This is a genomic window from Micromonospora sp. NBS 11-29, from assembly GCF_002140155.1.
Taxonomy (GTDB): domain Bacteria; phylum Actinomycetota; class Actinomycetes; order Mycobacteriales; family Micromonosporaceae; genus Micromonospora.
In genome coordinates, this window is record NZ_NAPR01000013.1 from 633742 (window position 1) to 656418 (window position 22677).

Below are 22677 nucleotides of genomic sequence, written 5' to 3' on the forward strand. Positions count from 1 at the left end.
TGCTCGGGAAGCCGTAGCGGGCGGCGTGCTCCGGATCGGCCGGGTCGACCTGCCGGATGCCGGCGTCGGCGAGACGCTTGTTCACCTCGTCGAGCCGGTCCCGGACCAGCCGGGCCTCCTCCTCGGTGACCCGGCCGCGGTGCGGGCGGCCGGCGTGCTCGATGGTGCCGTAGTCGATCTTCTCGGCGGCACGCCGTGCCTTGGGCGGGCGGACCCGCTCGGCGGTACGCAGCAGTTGCGCCATCGGCACGTCGGTGGCCATCGCGTCGAACTCGCTGGCGGTCAGCACCACCCGGCGCGGCTCGTCGCCGCCGTGCCGGTCGTGGATCTCCACCACGGCCACGTCCAGCGCCGCGTCGTCGATGCCCTCCACGTCGGCCGGGGTGGCGTCCAGCCGCACGGGCCCGGCGACCAGGTCCGGGTGCTCCAGCACGACGACCCGGACCACCTCGTCGTCGGGGGACAGCACCTGGCCGGTGAAGTCGGAGACGTGGATCGTCTTCTTGCCCATGCGCGGAGCTTCTCCTGTCGTAGGCCGAAATCGGACCACAAGACGCTACCGCACACCTGTGCGAAGCCCGGGACGGCCGCCGCCGGTGTGTCACCGCCTCCGAGCGACCTGCTCGGCCAGGCGGCTCAGGTCACGCCCTCCGCCGTAACGCCAGCCCTCGGCGGAGTCGGTGAAGTCCATCGCGACCCGGTCGAAGGCCGCGACGATCTCTTCCGCTTGCCGATGTGCATCGGAGGAGCCCTGTTGGGACGCGCCGGGGGTGCGCCTTTCCGGGCGTGTCATCGAGTTGTACGGCCGCGCCGGGCGACGGCGTCGGCGGGCTGCGCGTTCAGCGCGGCCCAGGTGGGACGCCGGTGGCGGGCCTCGCGGTACTCCGGCTGCGCCGGGAAATGCCCGGCCGGGTCGGTGGCCCGCCAGCTCCGCTCCGTGTCCTGCCGGAAGCGGTCATTCGGGTGATTCGTCATGACCATTACCGTCCCAGAGAAACTTGTCCATGTATGGAAATGAATGTGACGCAGGATCGATGCGTCCGGTTCCCGGGAGGCGTCAGGTTCCCGCGGCCGGCAGGCGGACCTCGAATCGGCATCCGTCGCTGACGTTCCGCACCTCTACCCGCCCGCCGTGCGCCTCAACCAGCCCGCGCACGATCGCCAGGCCGAGCCCGCCCGACCCGCCCGGCTCGACCGCCGCCGGGGTACGGGCCGGCTCGCCGCGGAACGCCACGTCGAAGACCCGGGGCAGGTCGTCGGCCGGGATGCCGCCGCAGGTGTCCGCCACGGCCAGCCAGGCGGTGTCCACGTCCCGCCCGGCGTCCACCCGCACCGTCCCGTCCTCCGGGGTGTAGCGGATCGCGTTGAGCAGCAGGTTGCCCACCACCCGGGCCAGTTCCCGTTCGCTGGCGGTCACCGTCGGCCAGCCCGCCTCGGGGGCGACCAGCCGGATCCGGCGGGGGGGGNCGCCCCGGCCAGCGCGTCGGAGACCACGTCGCCGAGCGCCACCGTGGACAGCGACAGCCGCAACGCGCCGGCGTTGATCCGGGACAACTCGAACAGGTCGTCGACCAGCCGCGTCATCCGGTCGGTCTCCACCCGGATCCGGCGGTGGTACTCGGCCACCGTCACCGGTTCGTCGACCACCCCGTCCTCCAGCGCCTCGGCCATCGCCCGCAGCCCGGCCAGCGGCGTACGCAGGTCGTGCGAGACCCAGGCGACCAGGTCCCGGCGGCCCTTCTCGATCCGCCGCTCCCGCTCCCGCGCCTGGTCGGCCCAGACCGCGGCGGCGGCGAGCCGGCGACCGCCCAGCCAGCCCACCGTCAGACTCACCACGGCGGCGGCGGCGACCGTGGTCAACACCACCTGGAGGTCGTGCGGGGAGAGGAACATCGCCCGGGCGACGACCGCCACCGCGGCCGCCACCGCGCCGACGGTCGTGGCCAGCAGCACCGAGATGTGCACGGTGATGGACCGGCCGCGCAGCAGCCGCAGCGCCACCGCGCCGGTCAGCCCGACCGCGAGCGCCGCGGCCAGCGCCACGCCGAAGACCAGCGCGAGGTCACGCATCGGCCGGCTCGTACCGGTAGCCGACGCCCCAGACCGTGACGATCCGGCGAGGTCGGGCCGGGTCGGCCTCGATCTTCTCCCGCAGCCGGCGTACGTGCACGGTCACCGTCGACTGGTCGCCGAAACTCCAGCCCCAGACGCGTTCCAGCAGCTCGGCCCGGCGGAACGCCCGCGCCGGGTGGCGCATCAGGTGCGCCAGCAGGTCGAACTCGCGCAGCGTCAGGGTCAGTTCCCGCCCGTGCAGGCGGGCCACCCGGGGGCCGGTCTCCACCTCCAGGCCGCCGTCGGCGAGCAGTTGCGGCGCCGTGGCCGGCTCGCCGCCGGCCCGGCGCAGCACCGAGCGGACCCGCAGCACCAGCTCACGCGGGGAGAACGGCTTGCCCAGGTAGTCGTCCGCGCCCAGTTGCAGGCCGAGGATCCGGTCGGCCTCGTCGCCGCGCGCGGTGAGCATCACGATGGGTACGCCGTCCGGCCGCTCCCGCAGCCGCCGGCACACCTCCAACCCGTCGAGCACGGGCAGCATCAGGTCCAGCACCACCAGGTGCGGCGGCCGCCGGGCCACCGCGGCCAGGGCGCTCGCGCCGTCGCCGACGTGCTCGACCTGGTAGCCCGCGTGTTCCAGGTAGCGGCAGACCACGTCGGCGACCGTCCGGTCGTCGTCGACCACCAGCACCCGCTGGGCCATGGCACACCTCCCGCGTACCGGAGGGTCAGCGTAGCCACGGGCGGAGAGGTGATCCATTGCCAGGTTCTTACGGCCGGCACGGGCGTATCGTGATCATGTGCTCGACCGGCGGCTCTCCCTGCACCTGGCGACCTGGTTGGGGCAGTGGCCGGCGGGGCCGGGGCTGCACGTCGTCCGGTCGTACCGTCGGGCTCGCCCGGCCTGGGACGGTCGGGCGCGTCCGGCCGTCGCGGTCGCGGTGGACGGCAGCGCCGTCCTCTCGGTCGCGCCGCACCGGGTCGACGCGGTGCGGGCGTTGGTCCGGGGGCGACCCGTCGAGGAGTGGCTGCCCGCGCTCCCGGCGGCGGTCGGCGCGCCGGAGTTCGTCACGCAGCGCGCGGTCTTCCGCTGGTGCACCGATCCGGCGCCGTCGCCCGACGTGGGGGAGTGGCTGCCGCCGACGCTGCCCGGGTTGCCGCCCTGGTTGCGCCTGTTCGACCGGGACGTGTTGGTGGCGCGTGACGCCGACGGCGGATACCTGGCCGGCGTGGGGATCAAGCGGCACGACGCGTACGGGCACGAGCTGGCGGTCGGCACGGCGCCGGCGGCCCGGGGACGTGGACTGGCCCGCCGGCTGGTCGCGCAGGCGGCCCGGCGGGTGCTGGACGAGGGGGCCGTGCCCACCTATCTGCACGGCGTCGACAATGTGGCCTCCGCCCGGGTGGCCGACGCGGCCGGGTTCCCGGATCGGGGTTGGACCTCGTTCGGCGTCTTTCCCCGCTGACCGGCGGGCGCGGACCGTGGATCCCGGGCCGGATCCACGGTCCGCAGCCTCTCCCCCAGGCCCCGAGGTAACGCTAAGTGCCCGCTCGGGTGCCCGGCAAGGGGTGCGAGGCTGGTGATCGCTGTCTGGTTGCGGACTTGACCTGCGGATTTACGGCGATGTCGACGCGTCTGGGCTCAGTGACGCAGCGTGTGGATCAGGGTGATCACCTGGCGGGTGACCGGCCGCAGCACCCGCAGCCGGGACAGCCCCACCAGCCGGTCGACCAGCGGCACCACGCCGTCGACGAGCTGTCGGGTCTTGACCTGCCCGGGTGAGCGGTCGTGCACCCAGTAGAGCACCACGCCCATGTAGCCGAGCCAGAGCAGCTCCGGCAGGGCCTCCCGCAGCTCGTTGTCGAGCTTGGCGGTGGAGCCCGCGAGCACCTCGCGGAAGAGCGCCACCGACGCGTCGCGGGCCGCCGACGACTCGCGGGAGAACGGACTGAGCGGCGAGGTGGGCTCGGCCGCCGTCTTGAAGAACGTCCCGGCGAACGAGTGGTACGGGCCGAGCACGTCCACGCCCGCGTGCAGCACCCCGGCCAGTCGAGGGGCGAGGTCCCGCTCCCGGGCGAGCACCGGCGCGGCCTCGGCCCGGTGCTCGTGTTGGGTGCCCGCGTAGAACTCCTGGATCAGGTGTTCCTTGGAGCCGAAGTAGTAGTAGGCGTTGCCCACCGCCACGCCGGCCTCCTGCGCGACGGCCCGCATGGTGGTGCGCGCGTACCCCCGCTCGCGGAACAGCCGCAGGGCGGTGTCGAGGATCAGTTGCCGGGTCTGCTCACCGCGGGCGGTCGCCCCGGTGCTCGGGCCACCCGCAGCGGTCGTCGGCGCACTCTGCTCGGTCATCGTCGTCACCGTATCCCGGTTCCCGGATCCGTTCGCGAACCGCGGCGGCCGCCGCCACCACGCGCCGGGCCAGCGGCAACAGGTGCGGCCGGGCCAACCGCTCGGCCGTGGCGCGGTGGTCGGCGAGGGCCCAGAGGCACGCGAACCACGCGCCGTCGCCGGCGTAGACCGCGCCGGTGTCGGCGACCGCGGTCAGGTCCCGCAGGGTGGCGTCGTGGTCGAGGCCGGGGAAGCGCCGCCGGGCCTGGGCCGACCCGGCCGGCACGAACTCCAGCGGTACGAGCTGGGCGCGGGAGGCGAGCCACCGCCGGGCGGCCCGGCACAGGGGGCAGCCCGCGTCGTAGAGGACGGTGAATCCGCGGATCCCACCGGCCCCGTGCCCGGTGGGATCCGACGGGTGTCCGCCCGGGGCGGACGTCACCGGGCCGGCGGGTTCGGCGCAGTCGGCGGGACCGGCCGCGGACCCTGCGGCGGCGGGAGCATGCCGCCCTGCGGCGGGAGCATGCCGGCCGGGGGGAGCGGCGGGTGGGTCGCCTGCTGACGCAGCCGGCCGCGCCGGTAGCGGCCGAGCGCGAAGACGTTGAAGAAGTGCAGCGCGCCCAGGACCAGCAGCACCAGCCCCACCTTCAGGGAGAGCTGCTCCAGCGCCTGGCTGGCGCCGACGATCGGGGCGGACTCCTTCATGGCCACCGTGACGTAGCCGAGGTTGAGCAGGTAGAAGCCGACCACCAGCAGGCTGTTGACGGCGTCGGCCAGGCGGCTGTCGGCGAACACGTCCTGCAGGAACACCAGCCCGTTGCGGGACAGGGCCCGCGCCACCCAGACGGTCAGACCGATGCTGACCGCGAGGTAGGTCAGGTACATCCACACCTTGACGTCCATCCCCGTCGCCTCTCTTGAACATGTTCAAATCTTTGTCGCGCTGAGCGTACGACGATTCTTGAACGTGTTCAAGTAGCGGCCCGGCCGCGACGGCGGTCAGTCGGTCAGGCCGAGCACCTGGGCGGCCGCCCGGCCGTTCGCGTGGCTGGCGCCGTACGTGGCGACGAAGGCGCGCGTCCCGACCGGCCGCCAGCCGCCCGGCCAGCCCATCTCGACCACGGTCACCGGGTGCGTGGCGGCCAGCGCCTCGACGAGTTCCCGCGCACCGGGCAGCCGGTGCAGGTGCCGCCCGACCAGCACCACCGGCCGATTCCCGGCCAGCCGGCGCACCTGCGCCGGGTCGGTCTCGCCGGCCACCGCACGGGCCTGCTCCACCCGGGCCGCCAGGTGCGGACCCAGCCCCCACGGGACCCGGCCCTCGGCGACGGTGGAGGTGGCGTGCACCTGCACCACCAGCGGCACGGCCGGGCCGGCAAGCTCGCCCTCGACGCGTACCGCCCGCAGCGCCGCGGCGTAGCCGAGCCCGTCGACGGCCGGCGTCGGGACGCGGGTCGGGCCGGTCCAGCCGGCGAGCGCGGCGGTCCGGCCCGCGGCCTCCTCCACCCGGGCGCGACCGAGCCGGCCGTCACCGAGCGCGGCGACGATCTCGGCGGCGACCAGCTCCACCAGCTCGGCGTCGACCTTCGCGCCGACGCAGAGCAGATCGGCGCCGGCGGCCAGCGCCCGGACCGCGGCCGGCCCGACGCCGCCGGCGGCCAGCGCGGCACCCTTCATCTCCAACGCGTCGGTGACCACCGCGCCGGTGAAGCCGTACTCGCCACGCAGCAGGTCGTGCAGGACCGCGCGGCTGAACGTCGCCGGCCCGTCGCCGGTCAACGCCGGCACCCGGATGTGCGCGGTCATCACGGCCCGTACGCCGGCGTCGACCACCGCCGCGAACGGCGGCAGGTCACGCTCCCGCAGCACGGCCGGCGGCACGTCGACGGTGGGCAGCTCATGATGGGAGTCGGCGACCGTCGCGCCGTGCCCGGGGAAGTGCTTGGCGCACGCGGCCACGCCGACCGACTGGAGGCCGGCGACCGCGGCGGCCGAGTGGACCGCCACCCGGGCCGGGTCCGCGCCGAACGAGCGCGTGCCGATCACCGGGTTCTCGTCGGCGGTGTTCACGTCAACAGTGGGAGCCAGGTCGAGCGTGATCCCGAGCGCGGCCAACTCCCCGCCGATCGCCGCGTACACCCGGCGGGTGAGGTCGGGGTCGTCCACCGCGCCGAGCGCGGCGTTGCCCGGGTACGGGCTGCCGGTGGCGTGGGCCAGCCGGGTGACGTCCCCGCCCTCCTCGTCGATCGCGACGATCACGTCGCGACGCCCGGCGCGCAGCGCCGCGGTGGAGGCCGCCACCTGGGCCGGGTCGTGGACGTTGGTGCCGAACAGGGTGTGCCCGGCGAGCCCGTCGGCCAGCAGGTCGACCGCCCAGTCCGGCGGGACCGGGCCGGGGTACGCGGCCAGCAACGTGCCCAGCGCGAGCCGGCGGAGTCCAGGATCCAGCCCCACGAATATCCCCTTTCCCTGCCGGGTCGTCCGACGGTCCCGGACCGGGGTGGCCGATACGCTGACGGGCACCCCACGGCAGGTGTTTGTGGTTGGCGAACTGACGAAAACGAGGACGTGGCATGAGTGCGACCCGGCTGCCCGGCACCCCCCGACTGTTGCGGGCGCTCAACGACCGAGCCGCGCTGGAGTTGCTGCTCGAACGCGGACCGCTGACCCGGGCCCGGATCGGCGAGCTGACCGGGCTGTCCAAGGTGACCGCGTCCCAGCTCGTCGAGCGGTTGGAGGAGCGCGGCCTGGTCGCCCGGGTCGGCGAGCAGGCCGGCGGGCGGGGCCCGAACGCCCAGCTCTACGCGGTGCGCCCGAGCAGCGCGTACGTGGTCGGAGTGGACGTCGGCGCGGAGCGGGTGGTGGCGGCCTGCGCCGACATCACCGGCGTGGTGACCGGCCGGGTCGAGCAGTCGACGCGGGACACCGACGACCCGGTCGGCGTGGTGCACAACGCCGTGGTGCAGGCGGCCAGCCGGGCCGGGGCGGAGCTGTCCGCCGTCCGGCGCGTCGTGCTCGGCACGCCCGGCCTGGTCGATCCGCAGACCGGCGACATCACGTTCGCGTTCAACCTGCCCCGGTGGCACAGCGGCCTGCTGGCCGCGCTCCGGGAGGACCTGGACACCCCGGTCGTGTTCGAGAATGACGTGAACCTGGCCGCAGTGGCCGAGGCGCAGTCGGGCGCGGCCCAGGGCACCGCCGACTTCGTGCTGGTCTGGGTGGACGCCGGCATCGGCCTGGCGATCATGCTGGGTGGCCGGCTGCACCACGGCAGCAGCGGCGCGGCCGGCGAGATCGGCTACCTGCCGGTGCCCGGGGTACCCATCCCGCGGGACGTGTCGAAGCGCGCCAAGCCGGCGTTCCAGCAGCTCGCCGGTGCCGACGCGATCCGGGCGGTGGCCGCCGAGCACGGGTTCGCCACGCCGGACGCGGTGGAGCAGAGCGTGGCGGCGGCCCGGGCGGCCGAGGCGGTCCGTACGGCCCTCGCGGCCGGTGCCGCCGGTGGCCCGGTGCTGGACGAGCTGGCCCGTCGGCTGGCGCTCGGCGTGGCGAGCACCTGTGTGGTGCTGGACCCGCCGCTGGTGGTGCTCGCCGGCGCGGTCGGCCGGGCGGGTGGGGCCGCCCTGGCGGAGCGGGTGCAGCGCGAGGTGGCCGCGATCACGCTGGTCCGGCCGCGGGTGGTGACCACCGGGTTGACCGAGGAGCCGATCCTGCGGGGCGCGTTGCGCACCGCCCTCGACGCGGTGCGGGACGAGGTGTTCGGCTCGACCGTCGGCTGACCGCCGCTGCGCCCACCTCGCCGTCATGCGAAGGAATTCTTCACCCTGTCTATCAGGTCTGCAAGGACTTGCCGAGGTGGTCCGGTGCGTCCGGGCCGCGCCGGCCGCTCAGACGAGGTCGCGGCGGCGGAACGCGGTGAAGGCGGCGGCCACCAGCGCGGCGGTCAGCCCGAGCAGGACCACCAGGCCAGCACCCCAGGTGAGCGTGTAGGAGCCGTCGCAGAAACCGGAGATGCCGGGGCGGCAGACGCTGTCGTCCCAGAGCCGTACCTCGCCGGCGAGCCAGGCCGCCAGATAGCTGGAGAGCATGTACCGGTCCGGCCGGGCGACCTCCAGGATCTGGAACACCAGCCGCGCCCCCAGCTCCCACACCACCAGGTAGGCGGCCACCGTGCCGAGCGCCGCCGAGGTGTGCCGACCCAGCGTCGCCACGGCGAACCCGAGCGCCGCGGTGAGCAGCACCAGCACCAGGCCGCGCACCCAGATCGCGCCCAGTGACGCCCAGAACTCACCGTCCATCCGCCCGGTCAGCCCGGACGCCTGCCCGATCAGCCAGAACGCCCCGAGGTACGCCACCGACGCCAGCACGGACAGGCCGAGCAGCCCGCCCAGCAGCGTGCCGAGCTTCGTGGCGAACACGGTCGGCCGGCGCGGCCGCCACAGCAGCAGGTTCACCACCCCGCCGGAGTTCAGGTCCGCTCCGATGTAGGAGGCGCCGACCAGGAACCCGAACAGCGCCAGGAACGCGATCAGGAAGTACAGCAGCGGTTCGGCCTCCTTGGCGAAGACGAAGACCCCGCTCAGGTAGTCGGACGCGGTCGGCAACCGCTCCGACTGGGCCGGGTCGATCTGGCTGCACTCCCGCGGCAGGTAGTCGTTCTCGTCCGGGGTCAGCGAGCCCGCCTTGATCCGCAGGCAGCGGTCGTGCGCCAGCTCCATCCGGCGCACCTCGTCCGCGGCCTGCGACTGGGCCCGGCTCAGCTCGACCGGGGTCGGCCGGTGCGAACCGCCCAACGTGGTCAGCACGGTCACCGCGAACGCGACCGCCAACAGCACCACCATCAGCTGCACGAAGCGCCGGGCGGCCAGCCGCTCCAGCTCGGCACGGACCAGGTTCACGCGTCCACCTCCCGGTTCTCCCGGACGTCGAGATCGATCACGCCGTCCTGCGGCGGCGCGCCGTCCACCTGTCGAGGCACCGCGACGTGGTCGTGACCGCCGGTCAGCTCCAGGAAGACGCTCTCCAGATCGGGCCGGAGCGGAAGCAGTTCGCGCACCCACAGGCCCTGCTCGCCCAACGTCCGGCTGATCACCTCGGGGTCGACCACGCCGGTCACCACCAGGCGGTCGGGATGCCCGGTCACCGACAGGCCGGCCCGCCCCAGCACCTGCGCGGCCTGCTCCAACTCGGCCACCCGGACCTGCCACTGGTGCTGGTCGAAGCCGGCCAGCACCTCGTCCACCGGCCCGTACGCGACCCGCCGACCACGGCTGACGATCGTCACGTGGTCGCAGATCAACTGGATCTCGGCGAGGATGTGGCTGGAGAGCAGCACGGTCACCCCGGCCGCGGCGAGCGACCGGGTGAGATCGCGCATCTCCCGGATGCCGGCCGGGTCCAGCCCGTTCGCCGGCTCGTCGAGGATCAGCAGCTCCGGGCGCTTGAGCAGGGCCGAGGCGACCGCCAGCCGCTGCTTCATGCCCAGCGAGTAGCCCTTCACCCGCTCCCCGCCCCGGTCCCGCAGGCCCACCTGCTCCAGCACCTCGTCCACCCGCGCCGTCGGCGCGCCGCCGGCCAGGGCCAGCAGCCGCAGCGTCCGGTGGGCGGTGAAGTTGCCGAAGAACTGCGGGCTCTCCACGATCGCGCCGACCCGCCCGGCCACCTCGGGCAGCCGGTCCGGTGAGCTGGCGCCCAGCACGCTCATCCGGCCGGCGTCCGGGCGGACCAGCCCGAGCAGGGCCCGCAGCGTGGTCGTCTTGCCGGAGCCGTTCGGCCCGAGGAAGCCGTGCACCTGGCCGGCCTCGACCAGCATGTCGAAGTCGTCGACGGCGACCCGGCGCCCCTGGCGCAGGGTGTGGAACGTCTTGCGGAGACCGGCGATCTCGATGACCGCGCTCATCCGCGTGCCTTCCGGCAGCGGTCGGGCATGAGTCGTCCTTCCGGAAGCGGTGACCAACGACACGGCGCCCCACCCTATGGCGGCGGTCCCGCCCGTGGGGGGCGCCGGGCCGGTTGCGTGGTTGGATGGTGCGGTGACTGGTGACCTGATCCCCGGCGCCCCGGGCGCCCCCGCCCCCTCGACCGTGGACGCGGATCTGGTGGTCAGCCTCGACGGGGTCGGCGTGACGCGCTCCGGCGCCGCGCTGGTGCGCGACGTCGACTGGCGGGTCGAGCTGGACGAACGGTGGGTGCTGCTGGGCCCGAACGGCGCCGGCAAGACCACCCTGCTCAACCTGGCCGCCGGGTGCCTGCACCCGACCAGCGGCGTGGCGCACGTGCTCGGCGAGCGCATCGGCCGCACCGACGTCAACGAGCTGCGTACCCGGATCGGCCTCACCACCGCCACGCTCGCCGAACGGATCCCGGCCGACGAGCGGGTGACCGACGTGGTGGTGACCGCCGCGTGGTCGGTGGTCGGCCGTTGGCGGGAGAGCTACGACCGCACCGACGAGGCCCGCGCCGCCGCCCTGCTGAGCCAGCTCGGCGTCGGCCACCTCGCCGACCGCGCCTACGGCACGCTCTCCGAGGGCGAGCGCAAGCGGGTGCAGATCGCCCGCGCCCTGATGACCGACCCGGAGCTGCTGCTGCTCGACGAGCCCGCCGCCGGGCTCGACCTGGGCGGTCGGGAGGACCTGGTCGCCCGGCTCGCCGAGCTGGCGTACGACCCGGACGCCCCGGCCATGGTGCTGGTCACCCACCACGTCGAGGAGATCCCCCCGGGGTTCACCCACGCGCTGCTGCTGCGCGAGGGTGGCGTGGTGGCGCAGGGCCTGCTCGACGACGTGCTCACCGCCGACAACCTGTCGAAGACCTTCGGCCTGCCGCTGGTCGTCTCGCGCGCCGGCGAGCGCTGGTCCGCACGCGCCGCCTGAGCCACGTCGTGCCGCAGACCCGCATCGCCGTCGTCGGCAGTGCCAACATGGACCTCGTCGGCACCGCCGCCGCGCTGCCCCGGCCGGGCGAGACCGTGCTCGGCAGCGACTTCGTCATGCTGCCCGGCGGCAAGGGGGCCAACCAGGCCGTCGCCGCGGTCCGCGCCGGGGCGTCCTGCGTCTTCCTCGGCGCGATCGGCTCGGACGCGTTCGGCGTCACCCTCCGGGCCCGGATCACCGCGGCCGGCGTCGACACCGGCCATCTCCGGGTGGTGTACGGCCCGTCCGGTGTCGCCCTGGTCATGGTCGGCGACGCGGGGGAGAACGCCATCCTGGTCACTCCCGGCGCGAACGCCGCGTTCACCGGGCTGACCGAGGAGGAGTTGGCCGCCGTACGCGAGGCGGACGTGCTGGTGGCGCAGTTGGAGGTGCCGGTCGAGACGGTGACCGAGGCGGCGTTGGCGGCCCGGGCCGCGGGCACCCGGGTGGTGCTCAACGCCGCGCCGGCCCGGTCGGTGCCGACCGAGCTGCTGGCCGCCACCGACCTGCTGGTGGTCAACGAGACCGAGGCGCAGGCGCTGACCGGTCGCGGCCGGGACGAGCCGACGGCGCTGCTCGACCTGGCGCCCCGGGCGGTGCTCACGCTCGGCGGCGACGGCGCCTGGTACGTCGACCGGGACCGGCCGGCGGTGCATGTGCCGGCGCTGCCGGTGGACGTGGTCGACTCCACCGCGGCCGGCGACGCGTTCACCGCCGCGCTGGCGGTGGCGTGGGGCGAGGGGCGGGACCTGGCGGACGCGGTGCGCTGGGCCGCGGCGGCCGGGGCGGCCTGCGTCCGCAAGCTCGGCGCCTCGGTGGCGCTGCCGTACCGCGCCGAGATCGACGAGCTGTTCGGCGCGGGGCGTGGTTAACAGGGGGCCCCGCCTCTACCGCAGGCGTTAAGAAGGGGCCCCTCCTTACACGCCCTCGGCGCGTTCGCCGCGCCGACGCAGGATGCCCAGGCCGGGGATGCCCGCCACCGCGAGCTTCAGGTCGCGGGTGACGTCCAGCAGGTCGTGCAGGTCCGGGCCGACCCGGTCGAGGGTGGCCAGGATCGGCAGCACGTCCGAGGTGAGGTGTTCCTTCAACTTCGGCAACTCGTCGACGAGCCGGATCGCGGCGGTCACCTCCTCCGGGCTGAGCTGCTCGATGAAGCGGGCCGCCATCGGCGCGGCGCGGCGCAGCGTCGCCTCGTACGCCGCCAGCAGTTCGGTCGCGGTGCCGGCCGCCTCCTGCGCGGTGGCGACCGTGCCGGCGGCCCGGGCCGCCACCGTGTCCGCCTCGGCGACCACGCCGGCCGCCGCCCGCGCCACCCGGTCGGCCTCGCCGACCACCGTGCCCGCCGCGGCGGAGACCCGTTCCGCCTCGCCCACCACCACCGCGGCCGCGGCGGCCACCTCGGTCGCGGTCTCGATCGCGCCGGTGGCGGCGGCGCTGATCACGCCCACCTCGCGCACCGCGGCCTCCGCGTCGGTGAGCACCCGGTCGGTACGGTCGAGCGTGCCCTCGATCCGGTCGACCACCCCGTTGATCCGCCGGACCAGCGCCTCCACCTCGTCGAGCACGGCGAACGCGCGGGCGGGCACGCCGGCGAACGCGGCGGCCGAGCCGAGCGCCTGGTCCAGGGCGGAACGGGTGAGGCCGACGACGGCACCGGGCCGGGGAAGTGGGATCGCCATGCTGACCAGTGTGCGTCGCGCCGGCCAGTGACGCTCGGCGGCGGGGCGTCACGGCCAGGTCAGCGGAGGTCTCCCTGTTGTTCGACGGCGCGCTGCACGGCCCGGTAGATCTGCCCGAACCGCAGTGCGTCCGGCGTGCGGACCAGCATCGTCTCCCGCCCGTGGTGCTGCACCCACAGCTCGTGCACCCGGTTGCCCCGCTCGTAGGAGCGGTCCAGCCAGCTCAGCGGCACCTCCAGGAACGGGGTGAGTGCCAGCCCGACCACCACGAAGGCGGCCAGGACGATCAGGGCCAGCTTCCACTCGCCCCGGTCCTGCGCGGCCCAGGCCAGGGAGAGGACGCAGACCAGCGCCACCAGCGGCGGCAGCGACAGCAGCAGGAGCAGCACGCCGCGGCCCAGCACCCGCCCCCGCACCGCCATCGTGGTGGCGCCGCGGGCGTGCCAGACGTACGCGACGTCGGAGAGCGCCACGACCTGCCCGCCGGCGTGGATGGCCTCGGAGGTGACCTGTACCGTGTCGTCCCGGTAATAGAGGGTCATAAATCAGCGTAACCACCCGCGCGCCCTCCGTGCGCCACCCGCGCGGCGGACCGCGCGTTCCGCCGGTCGCCACTGCTCGCCAGTTCGGCGAAGTGGTCAGGTCCGCGCTCTTGATCCACTCCATCTCGGCGAAGTGGCGGTGTCGGAGCGCGTGTGTTCACGCCACCTCGGCGACATGGAGCGGATCAAGGGGAAGGTGAGGGCGGTGAGTCGTTCGTGCCATCAGCTCGAAAGGGGGCGCGCGGGCATCTCTGGCCGGCGGCCGGGCGACGGACGGGCGCGCGCGGGGAGGGGTACGGATCGCTAGCGTGGCGGCATGACGGATCGGGGCGGGACGGCTCCGGCGAGCAGGACACCTACGGCCTGTCGCGTGGGCTCGGCCTGTTGCCGGACGAGCCGATCACGTTCTGAGCGACACCGGGACCCGCGCCGGCGGGCATCCGTTCCGTGGCCCGCTGCACCGCGCGGTAGATCTGGCCGAAGCGCAGCGCGTCCGCGGTGCGCAGCAGCCGCACCGGCCGGCCCTGCCAGCGGGCCCACATCTCCAGCTCCCGACTGCCGCGGGTGTAGGAGCGGTCCAGGTGCTCGAAGAGCACGTCGGCGAGCGGCCCGACCGCGAGGCCGACCAGCACGGAGGCCCCGACGATGGCGATGGTGACGGTGGGCGAGCGGTGCAGCCACACGGCCAGCGCGATGCCCAGCAGCGCGGCCACCAGCGGCCCGGCGAGCGCCACCCCGATCGCGCCGCGGCCGGCCAGCATCCGCCAGGATCGGCTGCCCCGCCGGTGCCACACCACGGTCAGCTCGGCCAACGGGTAGCTGCGGTCGTCGACCCGCAGCGTGGTGGAGGTGACCCGGACCGACCGGTCGTCGTAGTAGGTGGTCATCGCCTCGCTCCCGGCAGCCCGTCGTCACCGCTCTGTCTACCCAAACGACTCAGGTCGTAAGGTTGGCACGCGACTTCGACGAGGAAGTGAGGGCGGCGTGGGCGAGTTCGTCAGGCTGGAAGTGAAGGACGGCATCGGCACCATCCGGCTGGGACGGCCGCCGATGAACGCGCTCAACACCCGGGTGCAGGAGGAGTTGCGCGCCGCCGCCACGGCGGCCACCGCCGACGCCGAGGTCCGCGCCGTCATCGTGTACGGCGGCGAGAAGGTCTTCGCGGCCGGCGCGGACATCAAGGAGATGGCCGACATGTCCTACGTGGACATGGCGGAGCGGGCCGCCGACCTGTCCAGCGCGTTGGGTGCGATCGCCCGCATCCCCAAGCCGGTCGTCGCCGCGATCACCGGGTACGCGCTGGGTGGCGGCTGCGAGCTGGCGCTGGCCTGCGACTGGCGGATCGTGGCCGCCGACGCCAAGCTCGGCCAGCCGGAGATCAAGCTCGGCATCATCCCGGGCGCCGGTGGCACCCAGCGGCTGGCCCGGCTGGTCGGTCCGGCGCGTGCCAAGGAGCTGATCATGACCGGGCGGATGGTCGACGCCGAGGAGGCGCTGCGCATCGGCCTGGCCGACCGGGTGGTGCCCGCCGCCGAGGTGTACGACGCCGCGGTGGCGTACGTGACGCCGTTCCTGACCGGGCCGGTGCAGGCGCTGCGGGCGGCGAAGGCGGCGGTCGACGGCGGCCTGGACATGGACCTCACCTCCGGCCTGGCCTGGGAGAGTCAGCTCTTCGCGGCGCTGTTCGCCACCGACGACCGGCGCGAGGGCATGGCCGCGTTCGTGGAGAAGCGCAAGCCGGGCTTCACCGGGCGCTGACGCGAGGGTTGTTCACATCTGGTCTACCGGCCAGTAGCGTGTGACTCCGGTCGGGTGACGAGAGGGAGCAGGCATGACGGAACGGGTCGAGGGGCACGGCGGCGAGCTGGCGCTCGCGGCGCTGCGCGCGCACGGCGTACGGGAGATGTTCACGCTCTCCGGCGGGCACGTCTTCCCGCTCTACGACGCGGCGCACAAGGCTGGCTTCCCGCTCTACGACGTCCGGCACGAGCAGTCCGCCGTGTTCGCCGCCGAGGCGGTGGCCAAGCTCCAGCGCCGTCCCGGTCTGGCCGTGCTCACCGCCGGCCCCGGCGTCACCAACGGCGTCTCCGGGCTGACCAGCGCGTTCTTCAACGCCTCGCCGGTGCTGGTGCTCGGCGGCCGCGCCCCGCAGTTCCGCTGGGGCTCCGGCAGCCTTCAGGAGATGGACCACCTCCCGCTGGTCGCCCCGGTGACCAAGCACGCCGAGACGGTGTTCAGCGCCGACGACATCCCGCGCGCCGTGTCCGCGGCGCTGACCACCGCGCTCACCCCGCACCGGGGCCCGGTCTTCCTGGACTTCCCGCTGGAGGCGGTCTTCTCCGTCGGCGACGCCGACCTGCCGGCGGTCACGGCCCCCGCGCCGGTCGAGCCCGACCCGGACGAGGTCGCGACGGCGGCCGGCCTGATCGCCGGCGCGTCCCGGCCGGTGATCATCGCCGGCTCCGACGTGTACGCCGGTGACGCCGTCGACGCCCTGCGCGCCGCCGCCGAGGCGTTGCAGGTGCCGGTGTTCACCAACGGGATGGGCCGGGGCGCGCTCCCGCCGACGCACCCGCTCGCGTTCGCCAAGGCCCGCCGGGTCGCGTTCAAGGGCGCCGACGTGGTCGTGGTGATCGGCACCCCGCTGGACTTCCGGCTCTCCTTCGGCGACTTCGGCGACGCCAAGGTCGTGCACGTCGTGGACGCGCCCAGCCAGCGCGCCGGGCACGTCCAGCCGGCCGCCGCGCCCGCCGGTGACCTGCGGCTGATCCTCGGCGCGTTCGCCGAGCACCCCGGCGACCGGGCCGACCACGCCGACTGGATCGCCGCCCTGCGCACCGCCGAGGACGCGGCGAAGGCCCGCGACGCCGAGGAGATGGCCGCCGAGACCGACCCGATCCGCCCCGCCCGGGTCTACGGCGAGCTGCGCAGGGCGCTCGCCCCGGACGCCATCACCATCGGTGACGGCGGCGACTTCGTCTCGTACGCGGGGAAGTACCTGGAGCCCGCCCAGCCCGGCACCTGGCTCGACCCGGGCCCGTACGGCTGCCTCGGCACCGGCATGGGCTACGCGATGGGCGCCCGGGTCAGCCACCCGGACCGGCAGATCTGCGTGCTGATGGGCGACGGCGCGGCCGGCTTCTCGCTGATGGACGTGGAGTCCCTGGCCCGGCAGAAGCTGCCGGTGGTGATCGTGGTCGGCAACAACGGNCCGACCTTCAGCCCGGCCTGCGTTACGACAAGGTGGTCGAGGCGCTCGGCGGCGCGGGCGAGACGGTGGAGAAGGCCGCCGACCTCGGCCCGGCACTGGGTCGCGCGTTCGACGCCGGCGTGCCGTACCTGGTCAACGTGCTGACCGACCCGGCGGACGCGTACCCCCGGTCGTCGAACCTGGCGTGAGCCTCCGGGCCGCTCGCCGGGTGACCGGCGGGCGGCCCCACGCCCGGCTCAGACCTCGGGGCGGTCCCGGTCGTCCGGCCGGTCGCGCAGCTCCTGCTCGCGTCGGCGCAGGTCCTCCTCCCAGCGGCGGAGGCGTTCCTGGTCCTCCGCGCGGGCCCGTTCGGCGAGCGAGGCGAGGAAGTCCGGGTCGTCGTCGGGGGCCAGCGGGCGGCGGGCCGGGGCGGCGGGGCCACCGGAGCCGGCCGCGTCGGCCGGGCGTTCCCGGCCGGCCACGAACCAGGCGATCGAGCCGATCAGCGGGAAGAACAGGATGACCAGCACCCAGACCAGCCGGGGCAGCGCCTTGACCTGATCGTCCTCGGCGGAGAGGCAGCTGATCAGCGCGCAGGCGGCGAGCACGACCTGGACCAGAAAGAGCAGCACGTAGAGGCGGGCCATGCCCCATGATGGCGTACCGGGGGCGCTCAGTGCACCCCGCCGAGCACATGCGCCACGCCGAGCAGGGCCAGCCCGGCCGCGCCGAGCGCGGTCAGCGGCATGGACCAGTGGGCGAGCCGGCGCGGTCCGGCGCCGGTGGCGCGACGCCAGTCGGCCGCCAGCACGGCCAGCCAGACCGCGACCGCGGTCCCGCCCAGCACCGCGTCGACGGCCCGGCCGGTGAACGCCGGCCGGAGCTGGAGCAGCAGCACCGCGGTCAACGCGAGCAGCGTCCGCCGCCAGGCCAGCCGGGTGCGTTCCGGTTGCAGACCGAGGTCCGGGGCCGGNCGCGCCCACGGCGACGATCAGCGCGAGCACGGCGGGGAAGCGGGACGCCGGCAGCTCCTCGCCCAGCCGGATCGCGCGTTCGGTGCGGGCCCAGTGGTCCACCGCCCGGACCGACACGGTCGCGCCGAGCAGCAGCAACCCGACGGCGAGCGCCTCGCGCAGGTGGGCCAGGGGGAGCGGGGGCAGGAACTGGGCGGCGGCCAACCCGCCCGCGACCAGCGCCAACCCGGTCCGCAACCAGGCCAGGAACGTCCGTTCGTTGGCCAGCGAGAAGCGGTAGTCCGGCGGGGTGCCGACCGAGCGCAGCTCCCGCGGGTCGAACCAGCGCCTGATCGACTCCCACACGCGGCCGATTATCCGCTTTGCCCCGCGCCTAGCCTGGTGGGATGACCGATCTTGATGCGCGCTCCCTGCGCGACGCCTACGACAGCCAGGTCCGCCCCGAGCTGCCCGACCCGCTGCCCGCCGGGGTGACCGTGGAGCGTGACGGTCCGCTGTTCCGCGTCCTGGGCCTGGACCAGCGCGGCTTCCTCACCTACCGGACGCTGGACGGCCTGGCCGGCGCCGAGCTGGACGCGCTGATCGCCCGGCAGGTCGAGTTCTTCCGGGCCCGCGGCGAGGGGGTCGAGTGGAAGCTCGCCGGCCACGACGAGCCGGCCGACCTGGGCGACCGGCTGCGCGCCGCCGGTTTCGTGCCGGAGGACGAGGAGACCGTCGTGGTCGGCCCGGTCGCGCCGCTGGCCGCCGCCGTGCCCGTGCTCCCCGAGGGGGTACGCCTGCGTGAGGTGACCGGTCGGGTCGACCTGGAGCGGATCGCCGCCATGGAGGAGGAGGTCTGGGGCGACGACCGCAGCCACCTGGTGACCGGGCTGGAGTTGGAGATCGCGACCGATCCGCAGTCGATCACCGTGGTGGTGGCCGAGGCGGGGGAGACGGTGGTCAGCGCCGGCTGGATCCGCTATCAGCGCGGCACCGGCTTCGCCAGTCTCTGGGGCGGCTCGACGCTGCCGCAGTGGCGCAAGCGGGGCATCTACCGGGCGCTGGTGGCGTACCGGGCGCGGCTGGCGCAGCAGCGCGGCAAGACGTTGGTGCAGGTGGACTGCTCGCCGGACAGCCGACCCATCCTGGAGCGGCTCGGGCTCGTTGCGGTCACCACCTCCACGCCGTACGTCTACACTCCGTGATCATGGAGCGGTTGACGGCGGACGAGCAGCTCACCCTCAAGACCGGCGCGTTCGGCGCGGTCTTCCTGGTCTCCAACGCGGTGCCCGGGGTGCTGGCCATGGTGCGGGAGAGCATCGCCGCCTCCGGGGCGCTGGCCGACGTCGGGGGCGTGGTCAAGGAGGCGCTCACCACCGGTCCGTTGCCGCAGTTGCCGCGCGACTCCGCGCTGGAGATCGAGTCGGTGGTGCTGCCCGCGCTGGGCCGGGCGGTGGGGATCCTGCGGGCCAAGTCGCCGGGGGACGTCGAGGCGTACCGGTCGGTGGTGTTGGCCGCGGCGGACCAGGTGGCGCAGGCGCACCGGGGGGTCGAGCCGGCCGAGGCGGCGGCGATCGAGAAGATCCGGGCGGCGTTGGCCGAGCCGGCCTGACCGTCACGCCGTCGCCGGTGATCTGCGTCACTCCGGGCTCCGGGAGCGGTCAAGCTACTTGTGGGTAACATTGGCTCGTGGGCAAGTGCACAGCGGCTCGCGGTTGACCGACCGTTAAGTCACGCGGGAGGCTGCGCCCGTGACCGGGCGAGTGATCGCTACACCAAACAGGAGGGTCGTCGAAGCGCGATGAACATCGTCGTACTCGTCAAGCAGGTGCCCGATTCGGGCGCGGACCGCAACCTGCGTTCTGACGACAACACCGTCGACCGCGGCTCGGCGAACAACGTCATCAACGAGATGGACGAGTACGCCATCGAGGAGGCGTTGAAGATCAAGGAGGCGCACGGCGGCGAGGTCACCATCTTGACCATGGGTCCGGACCGGGCGACCGAGTCGATCCGCAAGGCGCTCTCCATGGGGCCGGACAAGGCCGTCCACGTCGTCGACGACGCGCTGCACGGCTCCTGCGCCGTGGCCACCTCCAAGGTGCTCGCCGCCGCCCTCGGGCAGCTCGGCGCCGACCTGGTCATCTGCGGTGCCGAGTCCACCGACGGCCGGGTCCAGGTCATGCCGCACATGATCGCCGAGCGGCTGGGCGTGGCCGCGTTGACCGGGGCACGCAAGCTCACCGTCGACGGCTCGACCCTGACCGCCGAGCGGCAGACCGAGGAGGGCTACGAGGTGGTCACCGCCTCCACGCCGGCCGTGGTCTCCGTCTGGGACACCATCAACGAGCCTCGGTACCCGTCCTTCAAGGGCATCATGGCGGCCAAGAAGAAGCCGGTGCAGACGCTCTCCCTGGGCGACCTGGGCGTCGCTTCGGCCGAGGTGGGCCTCGACGGCGCCACCAGCGCCGTGCTGGAGCACACCAAGCGTCCGCCGCGTTCCGGCGGCACCAAGGTCACCGACGAGGGCTCCGGCGGCGTGCAGCTGGTCGAGTTCCTCGCCACCGAGAAGTTCGTGTGAGAGGTCTGGACATGTCCGAGGTTCTGGTCGTCGTCGAAGCCACCCGGGAATTCGGCGTCAAGAAGGTCACCCTTGAGATGCTCACCCTCGCCCGCGAGCTGGGCACCCCGAGCGCGGTCGTGCTCGGTGGCGCCGGCGCCGGCGAGGCGCTGAGCGCCAAGCTGGGCGAGTACGGCGCGGAGAAGATCTACGCCGCCGAGGGCGAGGAGATCGACGGCTACCTGGTGGCGCCGAAGGCCACCGTGGTCGCCGAGCTGGTCACGCGGGTGCAGCCGGCCGCCGTGCTGCTCGCGTCCTCGCAGGAGGGCAAGGAGATCGCCGCCCGGCTGGCGGTCAAGTTGGACAACGGCATCCTGACCGACGTGGTCGCTCTGGACGCCGACGGCACCGCCACCCAGGTCGCGTTCGCCGGCTCCACCATCGTCAAGTCCAAGGTCACCAAGGGCCTGCCGCTGGTCACCGTCCGGCCGAACTCGCTCACCCCGACCCCGGCCGCGGCCAGCCCGGCGGTGGAGCAGCTCACCGTCTCGGTCACCGACGCGGACAAGCTGGCCCGGGTCGTCGAGCGGGTCGCCGAGCAGAAGGGCTCCCGCCCCGAGCTGACCGAGGCGTCGATCGTCGTCTCCGGCGGTCGCGGCGTCGGCAACGCGGACAACTTCAAACTGGTCGAGGAGCTGGCCGACCTGCTCGGCGGCGCGGTCGGCGCGTCCCGCGCGGCGGTCGACTCCGGCTTCTACCCGCACCAGTTCCAGGTCGGCCAGACCGGCAAGACCGTCTCCCCGCAGCTCTACGTCGCGCTCGGCATCTCCGGCGCGATCCAGCACCGGGCCGGCATGCAGACCTCGAAGACCATCGTCGCGGTGAACAAGGACGGCGAGGCGCCGATCTTCGAGTTGGCCGACTACGGCGTGGTCGGTGACCTGTTCAAGATCGTCCCGCAGGCCGCCGAGGAGATCCGCAAGCGCAAGTGACCCTCGGGGCACGAACGAAGGCCGCCGCCCGGTGATCCGGGCGGCGGCCTTTCCCCACGAAGGGAGCTGATCNCAGACTGTCGCCGGAGTGGGCGGGCTTGTTGTCGTACTGCTCGGCGCTGACGTCCACCACCGAGTAGGTGCGCAGGTCCACGTTCGGCGGGATCGGCAGCAGCGCATCTCCCGATCCGGTGCTCAGCGTACCCACCGAGAACATCTCCATCGTCGTCGGATCGATCAGCCAGACCTCGTAGTACCCCGGAACGCTCGGGAGATTCGCCACATGCAGATGCAACCGGTTGTCACCGAGCACCCGGGCGTCGCCCGAGGCGTCCTTCGGCGTCGTCCCGTACGCGGCCAGCGGCGCGCTGGCCAGCACCGCGGGCCGCGGCGCGGGCTCGTCGCCGCCCACGCCGAGCACCACGGCGGTGCCCACCACGCCGATCAGCGCGGCGGCGGTGGCGCTGACCGCGGCGGTGGCCCAGCCCGGCCAGCGACGGCCACGGCGGGGGCGGGCCGCGGCAGCCGGCCGGTCAGCCGGTTCACCGGCCGCGTCGCCGGCACGGGACGGACGGCGGCCGTTCAACGCGGGCAGCTCCTCGGCGGCCCGGATCTCGGCCACCACGCTCTGCCAGAGGTGCTCGGGCGGCTCGGGCAGGTCGCTCAGGGCCTGGGTTTCGGCGCCCAGGCCGGCGACGTGCCGGAACGTCTCCAGCTCGCCCCGGCAGTGCGCGCAGGTGTCGAGGTGGGTGGCCTCACCGTCCACCGCCTCGCTCTCACCGAGGGCCAGGAAGACCAGCCGGTCGTGGTCCAGGTGCTGCACCGTCCACCTCCCATCTGCGCTTCAAACTCTGCATGCCGCGCCGGATGTGGCTCTTGACCGTGCCGAGCGGCACTCCGGTCACGGTCGCGATCTGCTGGTGGGTCAGGTCGTCGTAGAACGCCAGCTCCAGCATCCGGCGCTGGTCGTCGGGGAGCCGGGCCAGCTCGTCGGCGACCACCAGCCGCTCGACCACACGGTCCGGGTCGGGGCCGGTGTCGGCCGGCTCGGGCAGCCGCTTGACGGTCTCCACCACCCGGGTCTCGCGGGCCGCGACCCGGATCCGGTCGACCACCTTGCGCCGTGCGATGCCGAGCAGCCAGCCGACCAGCGAGCCCTTCGCCGGGTCGAACGTGTCCCGGCCGAGCCAGGCGGCGACGAAGGTCGCCTGGGTCACGTCCTCGGCGTCGCTCCGGTTGGCCAGCGTCGTGGTGGCCAGGTGCAGCACCGCGCGGCCGTACCGGTCGTACGCCTCCCGCAGGGCGGCCTCGTCGCCGTCGCGGAACCGCGCCGCGAGATCGTCCTCCCGCGGCGGCTCGGGGCCCTGTCTGACCGCCGTCATCGGGCGGTTCGCCTTCCGTGGGGCATGCCGCACTGTAGCTCTCACCGCCCCTCGCCCCACTTCCCGGTGTGCCGGCGCGACCGTCGT

23 protein-coding genes and 5 pseudogenes are annotated in these 22677 nt (G+C 74.1%); 10 read left to right on the plus strand and 18 right to left on the minus strand.

The window, feature by feature from the left end; all coding sequences use genetic code 11:
- From B1205_RS19385 to B1205_RS19405, 4 genes and pseudogenes are all read right to left on the minus strand, one after another.
- Positions 1-511: pseudogene (locus tag B1205_RS19385) on the minus strand (hypothetical protein); the annotation flags it as partial.
- A gap of 278 nt (positions 512-789) precedes the next feature.
- On the minus strand, positions 790-975 hold the full coding sequence (locus tag B1205_RS19395; protein ID WP_089157097.1) for a DNA repair protein: 186 nt from the start codon (positions 973-975) through the stop codon (positions 790-792).
- 82 nt (positions 976-1057) lie between these two features.
- Positions 1058-2070 (minus strand): annotated as a pseudogene (locus B1205_RS19400) (sensor histidine kinase).
- On the minus strand, positions 2063-2755 hold the full coding sequence (locus tag B1205_RS19405; protein ID WP_089156870.1) for a response regulator transcription factor: 693 nt from the start codon (positions 2753-2755) through the stop codon (positions 2063-2065). Before B1205_RS19405 ends, B1205_RS19400 begins: the two are co-directional and overlap by 8 nt.
- Before the next feature lie 97 nt (positions 2756-2852).
- Here B1205_RS19405 and B1205_RS19410 point away from each other — a divergent pair, with 97 nt between their 5' ends.
- On the plus strand, positions 2853-3518 hold the full coding sequence (locus tag B1205_RS19410) for a GNAT family N-acetyltransferase (RefSeq protein ID WP_089156871.1): 666 nt from the start codon (positions 2853-2855) through the stop codon (positions 3516-3518).
- A gap of 176 nt (positions 3519-3694) precedes the next feature.
- Here the strand turns inward: B1205_RS19410 and B1205_RS19415 are convergent, their stop codons facing one another.
- The 4 genes from B1205_RS19415 to B1205_RS19430 all read right to left on the minus strand — a co-directional run bounded on the left by B1205_RS19415 (position 3695) and on the right by B1205_RS19430 (position 6835).
- Positions 3695-4402, minus strand: a complete 708-nt coding sequence (locus tag B1205_RS19415) for a TetR family transcriptional regulator (protein ID WP_089156872.1) — start codon at positions 4400-4402, stop codon at positions 3695-3697.
- Complete coding sequence (locus B1205_RS19420) at positions 4335-4823, minus strand: thiol-disulfide oxidoreductase DCC family protein (RefSeq protein WP_089156873.1); 489 nt, start codon at positions 4821-4823, stop codon at positions 4335-4337. Before B1205_RS19420 ends, B1205_RS19415 begins: the two co-directional genes overlap by 68 nt.
- A complete protein-coding gene (locus B1205_RS19425) occupies positions 4820-5284 on the minus strand; it encodes a hypothetical protein (RefSeq protein WP_254910050.1) in 465 nt (154 codons plus the stop codon). Before B1205_RS19425 ends, B1205_RS19420 begins: the two co-directional genes overlap by 4 nt.
- 96 nt (positions 5285-5380) lie before the next feature.
- Entirely contained in the window at positions 5381-6835 is a 1455-nt protein-coding gene (locus B1205_RS19430; protein ID WP_089156874.1) for a glycoside hydrolase family 3 protein, read from the minus strand.
- Between the two features lie 119 nt (positions 6836-6954).
- Here B1205_RS19430 and B1205_RS19435 point away from each other — a divergent pair, with 119 nt between their 5' ends.
- Positions 6955-8160, plus strand: a complete 1206-nt coding sequence (locus tag B1205_RS19435) for an ROK family transcriptional regulator (protein WP_089156875.1) — start codon at positions 6955-6957, stop codon at positions 8158-8160.
- A gap of 108 nt (positions 8161-8268) precedes the next feature.
- Here B1205_RS19435 and B1205_RS19440 read toward each other — a convergent pair whose 3' ends face one another.
- Positions 8269-9279 (minus strand): ABC transporter permease subunit, encoded by a 1011-nt coding sequence (locus B1205_RS19440; RefSeq protein WP_089156876.1) that lies wholly within the window; start codon positions 9277-9279, stop codon positions 8269-8271.
- Complete coding sequence (locus B1205_RS19445) at positions 9276-10280, minus strand: ATP-binding cassette domain-containing protein (RefSeq protein WP_089156877.1); 1005 nt, start codon at positions 10278-10280, stop codon at positions 9276-9278. Before B1205_RS19445 ends, B1205_RS19440 begins: the two co-directional genes overlap by 4 nt.
- Before the next feature lie 76 nt (positions 10281-10356).
- Between B1205_RS19445 and B1205_RS19450 the strand changes: the two genes are divergently transcribed.
- Together B1205_RS19450 and B1205_RS19455 are read left to right on the plus strand one after the other, a co-directional pair.
- Positions 10357-11253 (plus strand): ABC transporter ATP-binding protein, encoded by an 897-nt coding sequence (locus B1205_RS19450; protein WP_176308679.1) that lies wholly within the window; start codon positions 10357-10359, stop codon positions 11251-11253.
- An 8-nt stretch (positions 11254-11261) separates the two neighbouring features.
- Positions 11262-12164: a ribokinase gene (locus B1205_RS19455; protein ID WP_089156879.1), complete on the plus strand. Its 903-nt coding sequence runs from the start codon at positions 11262-11264 to the stop codon at positions 12162-12164.
- 45 nt (positions 12165-12209) lie between these two features.
- Here the strand turns inward: B1205_RS19455 and B1205_RS19460 are convergent, their stop codons facing one another.
- The 3 genes from B1205_RS19460 to B1205_RS19470 all read right to left on the minus strand — a co-directional run bounded on the left by B1205_RS19460 (position 12210) and on the right by B1205_RS19470 (position 14400).
- Entirely contained in the window at positions 12210-12971 is a 762-nt protein-coding gene (locus tag B1205_RS19460; protein ID WP_089156880.1) for a hypothetical protein, read from the minus strand.
- Between the two features lie 59 nt (positions 12972-13030).
- Positions 13031-13513, minus strand: a complete 483-nt coding sequence (locus tag B1205_RS19465; protein WP_089156881.1) for a DUF6232 family protein — start codon at positions 13511-13513, stop codon at positions 13031-13033.
- Between the two features lie 356 nt (positions 13514-13869).
- Positions 13870-14400, minus strand: coding sequence for a DUF6232 family protein (locus B1205_RS19470; RefSeq protein ID WP_089156882.1), 531 nt, complete (start codon positions 14398-14400; stop codon positions 13870-13872).
- Between the two features lie 97 nt (positions 14401-14497).
- Between B1205_RS19470 and B1205_RS19475 the strand changes: the two genes are divergently transcribed.
- The gene (locus tag B1205_RS19475) at positions 14498-15271 is read left to right on the plus strand and encodes an enoyl-CoA hydratase/isomerase family protein (protein ID WP_089156883.1); all 774 of its coding nucleotides are present in this window, start codon (positions 14498-14500) and stop codon (positions 15269-15271) included.
- A 73-nt stretch (positions 15272-15344) separates the two neighbouring features.
- Positions 15345-16912 (plus strand): annotated as a pseudogene (locus tag B1205_RS19480) (acetolactate synthase).
- A gap of 48 nt (positions 16913-16960) precedes the next feature.
- Here the strand turns inward: B1205_RS19480 and B1205_RS19485 are convergent.
- From B1205_RS19485 to B1205_RS19495, 3 genes and pseudogenes are all read right to left on the minus strand, one after another.
- Positions 16961-17350 (minus strand): PLD nuclease N-terminal domain-containing protein, encoded by a 390-nt coding sequence (locus tag B1205_RS19485; protein ID WP_089157098.1) that lies wholly within the window; start codon positions 17348-17350, stop codon positions 16961-16963.
- A 26-nt stretch (positions 17351-17376) separates the two neighbouring features.
- Positions 17377-17658, minus strand: a complete 282-nt coding sequence (locus B1205_RS19490) for a DUF202 domain-containing protein (RefSeq protein WP_089157099.1) — start codon at positions 17656-17658, stop codon at positions 17377-17379.
- A 19-nt stretch (positions 17659-17677) separates the two neighbouring features.
- Positions 17678-18022, minus strand: a pseudogene (locus B1205_RS19495) (YidH family protein); the annotation flags it as partial.
- 41 nt (positions 18023-18063) lie between these two features.
- On the opposite strand from B1205_RS19495, the gene B1205_RS19500 reads away from it, so the two are divergent.
- The 4 genes from B1205_RS19500 to B1205_RS19515 all read left to right on the plus strand — a co-directional run bounded on the left by B1205_RS19500 (position 18064) and on the right by B1205_RS19515 (position 21208).
- Positions 18064-18861 (plus strand): GNAT family N-acetyltransferase, encoded by a 798-nt coding sequence (locus tag B1205_RS19500; RefSeq protein ID WP_089156884.1) that lies wholly within the window; start codon positions 18064-18066, stop codon positions 18859-18861.
- Complete coding sequence (locus B1205_RS19505) at positions 18858-19268, plus strand: hypothetical protein (RefSeq protein WP_176308680.1); 411 nt, start codon at positions 18858-18860, stop codon at positions 19266-19268. The genes B1205_RS19500 and B1205_RS19505 overlap by 4 nt, the downstream gene beginning before the upstream one ends.
- Positions 19269-19457: 189 nt before the next feature.
- The gene (locus B1205_RS19510) at positions 19458-20237 is read left to right on the plus strand and encodes an electron transfer flavoprotein subunit beta/FixA family protein (protein ID WP_089156885.1); all 780 of its coding nucleotides are present in this window, start codon (positions 19458-19460) and stop codon (positions 20235-20237) included.
- Positions 20238-20248: 11 nt separating this feature from the next.
- Entirely contained in the window at positions 20249-21208 is a 960-nt protein-coding gene (locus B1205_RS19515; protein ID WP_089156886.1) for an electron transfer flavoprotein subunit alpha/FixB family protein, read from the plus strand.
- Positions 21209-21260: 52 nt separating this feature from the next.
- On the opposite strand, the pseudogene B1205_RS19520 reads toward B1205_RS19515, so the two are convergent.
- Together B1205_RS19520 and B1205_RS19525 are read right to left on the minus strand one after the other, a co-directional pair.
- Positions 21261-22031, minus strand: a pseudogene (locus B1205_RS19520) (anti-sigma factor); the annotation flags it as partial.
- The gene (locus tag B1205_RS19525; protein WP_089156888.1) at positions 21985-22590 is read right to left on the minus strand and encodes an RNA polymerase sigma factor; all 606 of its coding nucleotides are present in this window, start codon (positions 22588-22590) and stop codon (positions 21985-21987) included. The gene B1205_RS19525 and the pseudogene B1205_RS19520, both read right to left, overlap by 47 nt.
- Between the last annotated feature and the right edge of the window lie 87 nt (positions 22591-22677).

Bases quoted from the DNA above. Each gene is read 5' to 3' on its own strand.
- B1205_RS19395 (WP_089157097.1), bottom strand. From the start codon at position 975: ATGACGAATCACCCGAATGACCGCTTCCGGCAGGACACGGAGCGGAGC.
- B1205_RS19405 (WP_089156870.1), bottom strand. From the start codon at position 2,755: ATGGCCCAGCGGGTGCTGGTGGTCGACGACGACCGGACGGTCGCCGAC.
- B1205_RS19415 (WP_089156872.1), bottom strand. From the start codon at position 4,402: ATGACCGAGCAGAGTGCGCCGACGACCGCTGCGGGTGGCCCGAGCACC.
- B1205_RS19425 (WP_254910050.1), bottom strand. From the start codon at position 5,284: ATGGACGTCAAGGTGTGGATGTACCTGACCTACCTCGCGGTCAGCATC.
- B1205_RS19435 (WP_089156875.1), top strand. From the start codon at position 6,955: ATGAGTGCGACCCGGCTGCCCGGCACCCCCCGACTGTTGCGGGCGCTC.
- B1205_RS19445 (WP_089156877.1), bottom strand. From the start codon at position 10,280: ATGAGCGCGGTCATCGAGATCGCCGGTCTCCGCAAGACGTTCCACACC.
- B1205_RS19450 (WP_176308679.1), top strand. From the start codon at position 10,357: ATGGCGGCGGTCCCGCCCGTGGGGGGCGCCGGGCCGGTTGCGTGGTTG.
- B1205_RS19460 (WP_089156880.1), bottom strand. From the start codon at position 12,971: ATGGCGATCCCACTTCCCCGGCCCGGTGCCGTCGTCGGCCTCACCCGT.
- B1205_RS19465 (WP_089156881.1), bottom strand. From the start codon at position 13,513: ATGACCCTCTATTACCGGGACGACACGGTACAGGTCACCTCCGAGGCC.
- B1205_RS19470 (WP_089156882.1), bottom strand. From the start codon at position 14,400: ATGACCACCTACTACGACGACCGGTCGGTCCGGGTCACCTCCACCACG.
- B1205_RS19485 (WP_089157098.1), bottom strand. From the start codon at position 17,350: ATGGCCCGCCTCTACGTGCTGCTCTTTCTGGTCCAGGTCGTGCTCGCC.
- B1205_RS19500 (WP_089156884.1), top strand. From the start codon at position 18,064: ATGACCGATCTTGATGCGCGCTCCCTGCGCGACGCCTACGACAGCCAG.
- B1205_RS19510 (WP_089156885.1), top strand. From the start codon at position 19,458: ATGAACATCGTCGTACTCGTCAAGCAGGTGCCCGATTCGGGCGCGGAC.
- B1205_RS19515 (WP_089156886.1), top strand. From the start codon at position 20,249: ATGTCCGAGGTTCTGGTCGTCGTCGAAGCCACCCGGGAATTCGGCGTC.
- B1205_RS19525 (WP_089156888.1), bottom strand. From the start codon at position 22,590: ATGACGGCGGTCAGACAGGGCCCCGAGCCGCCGCGGGAGGACGATCTC.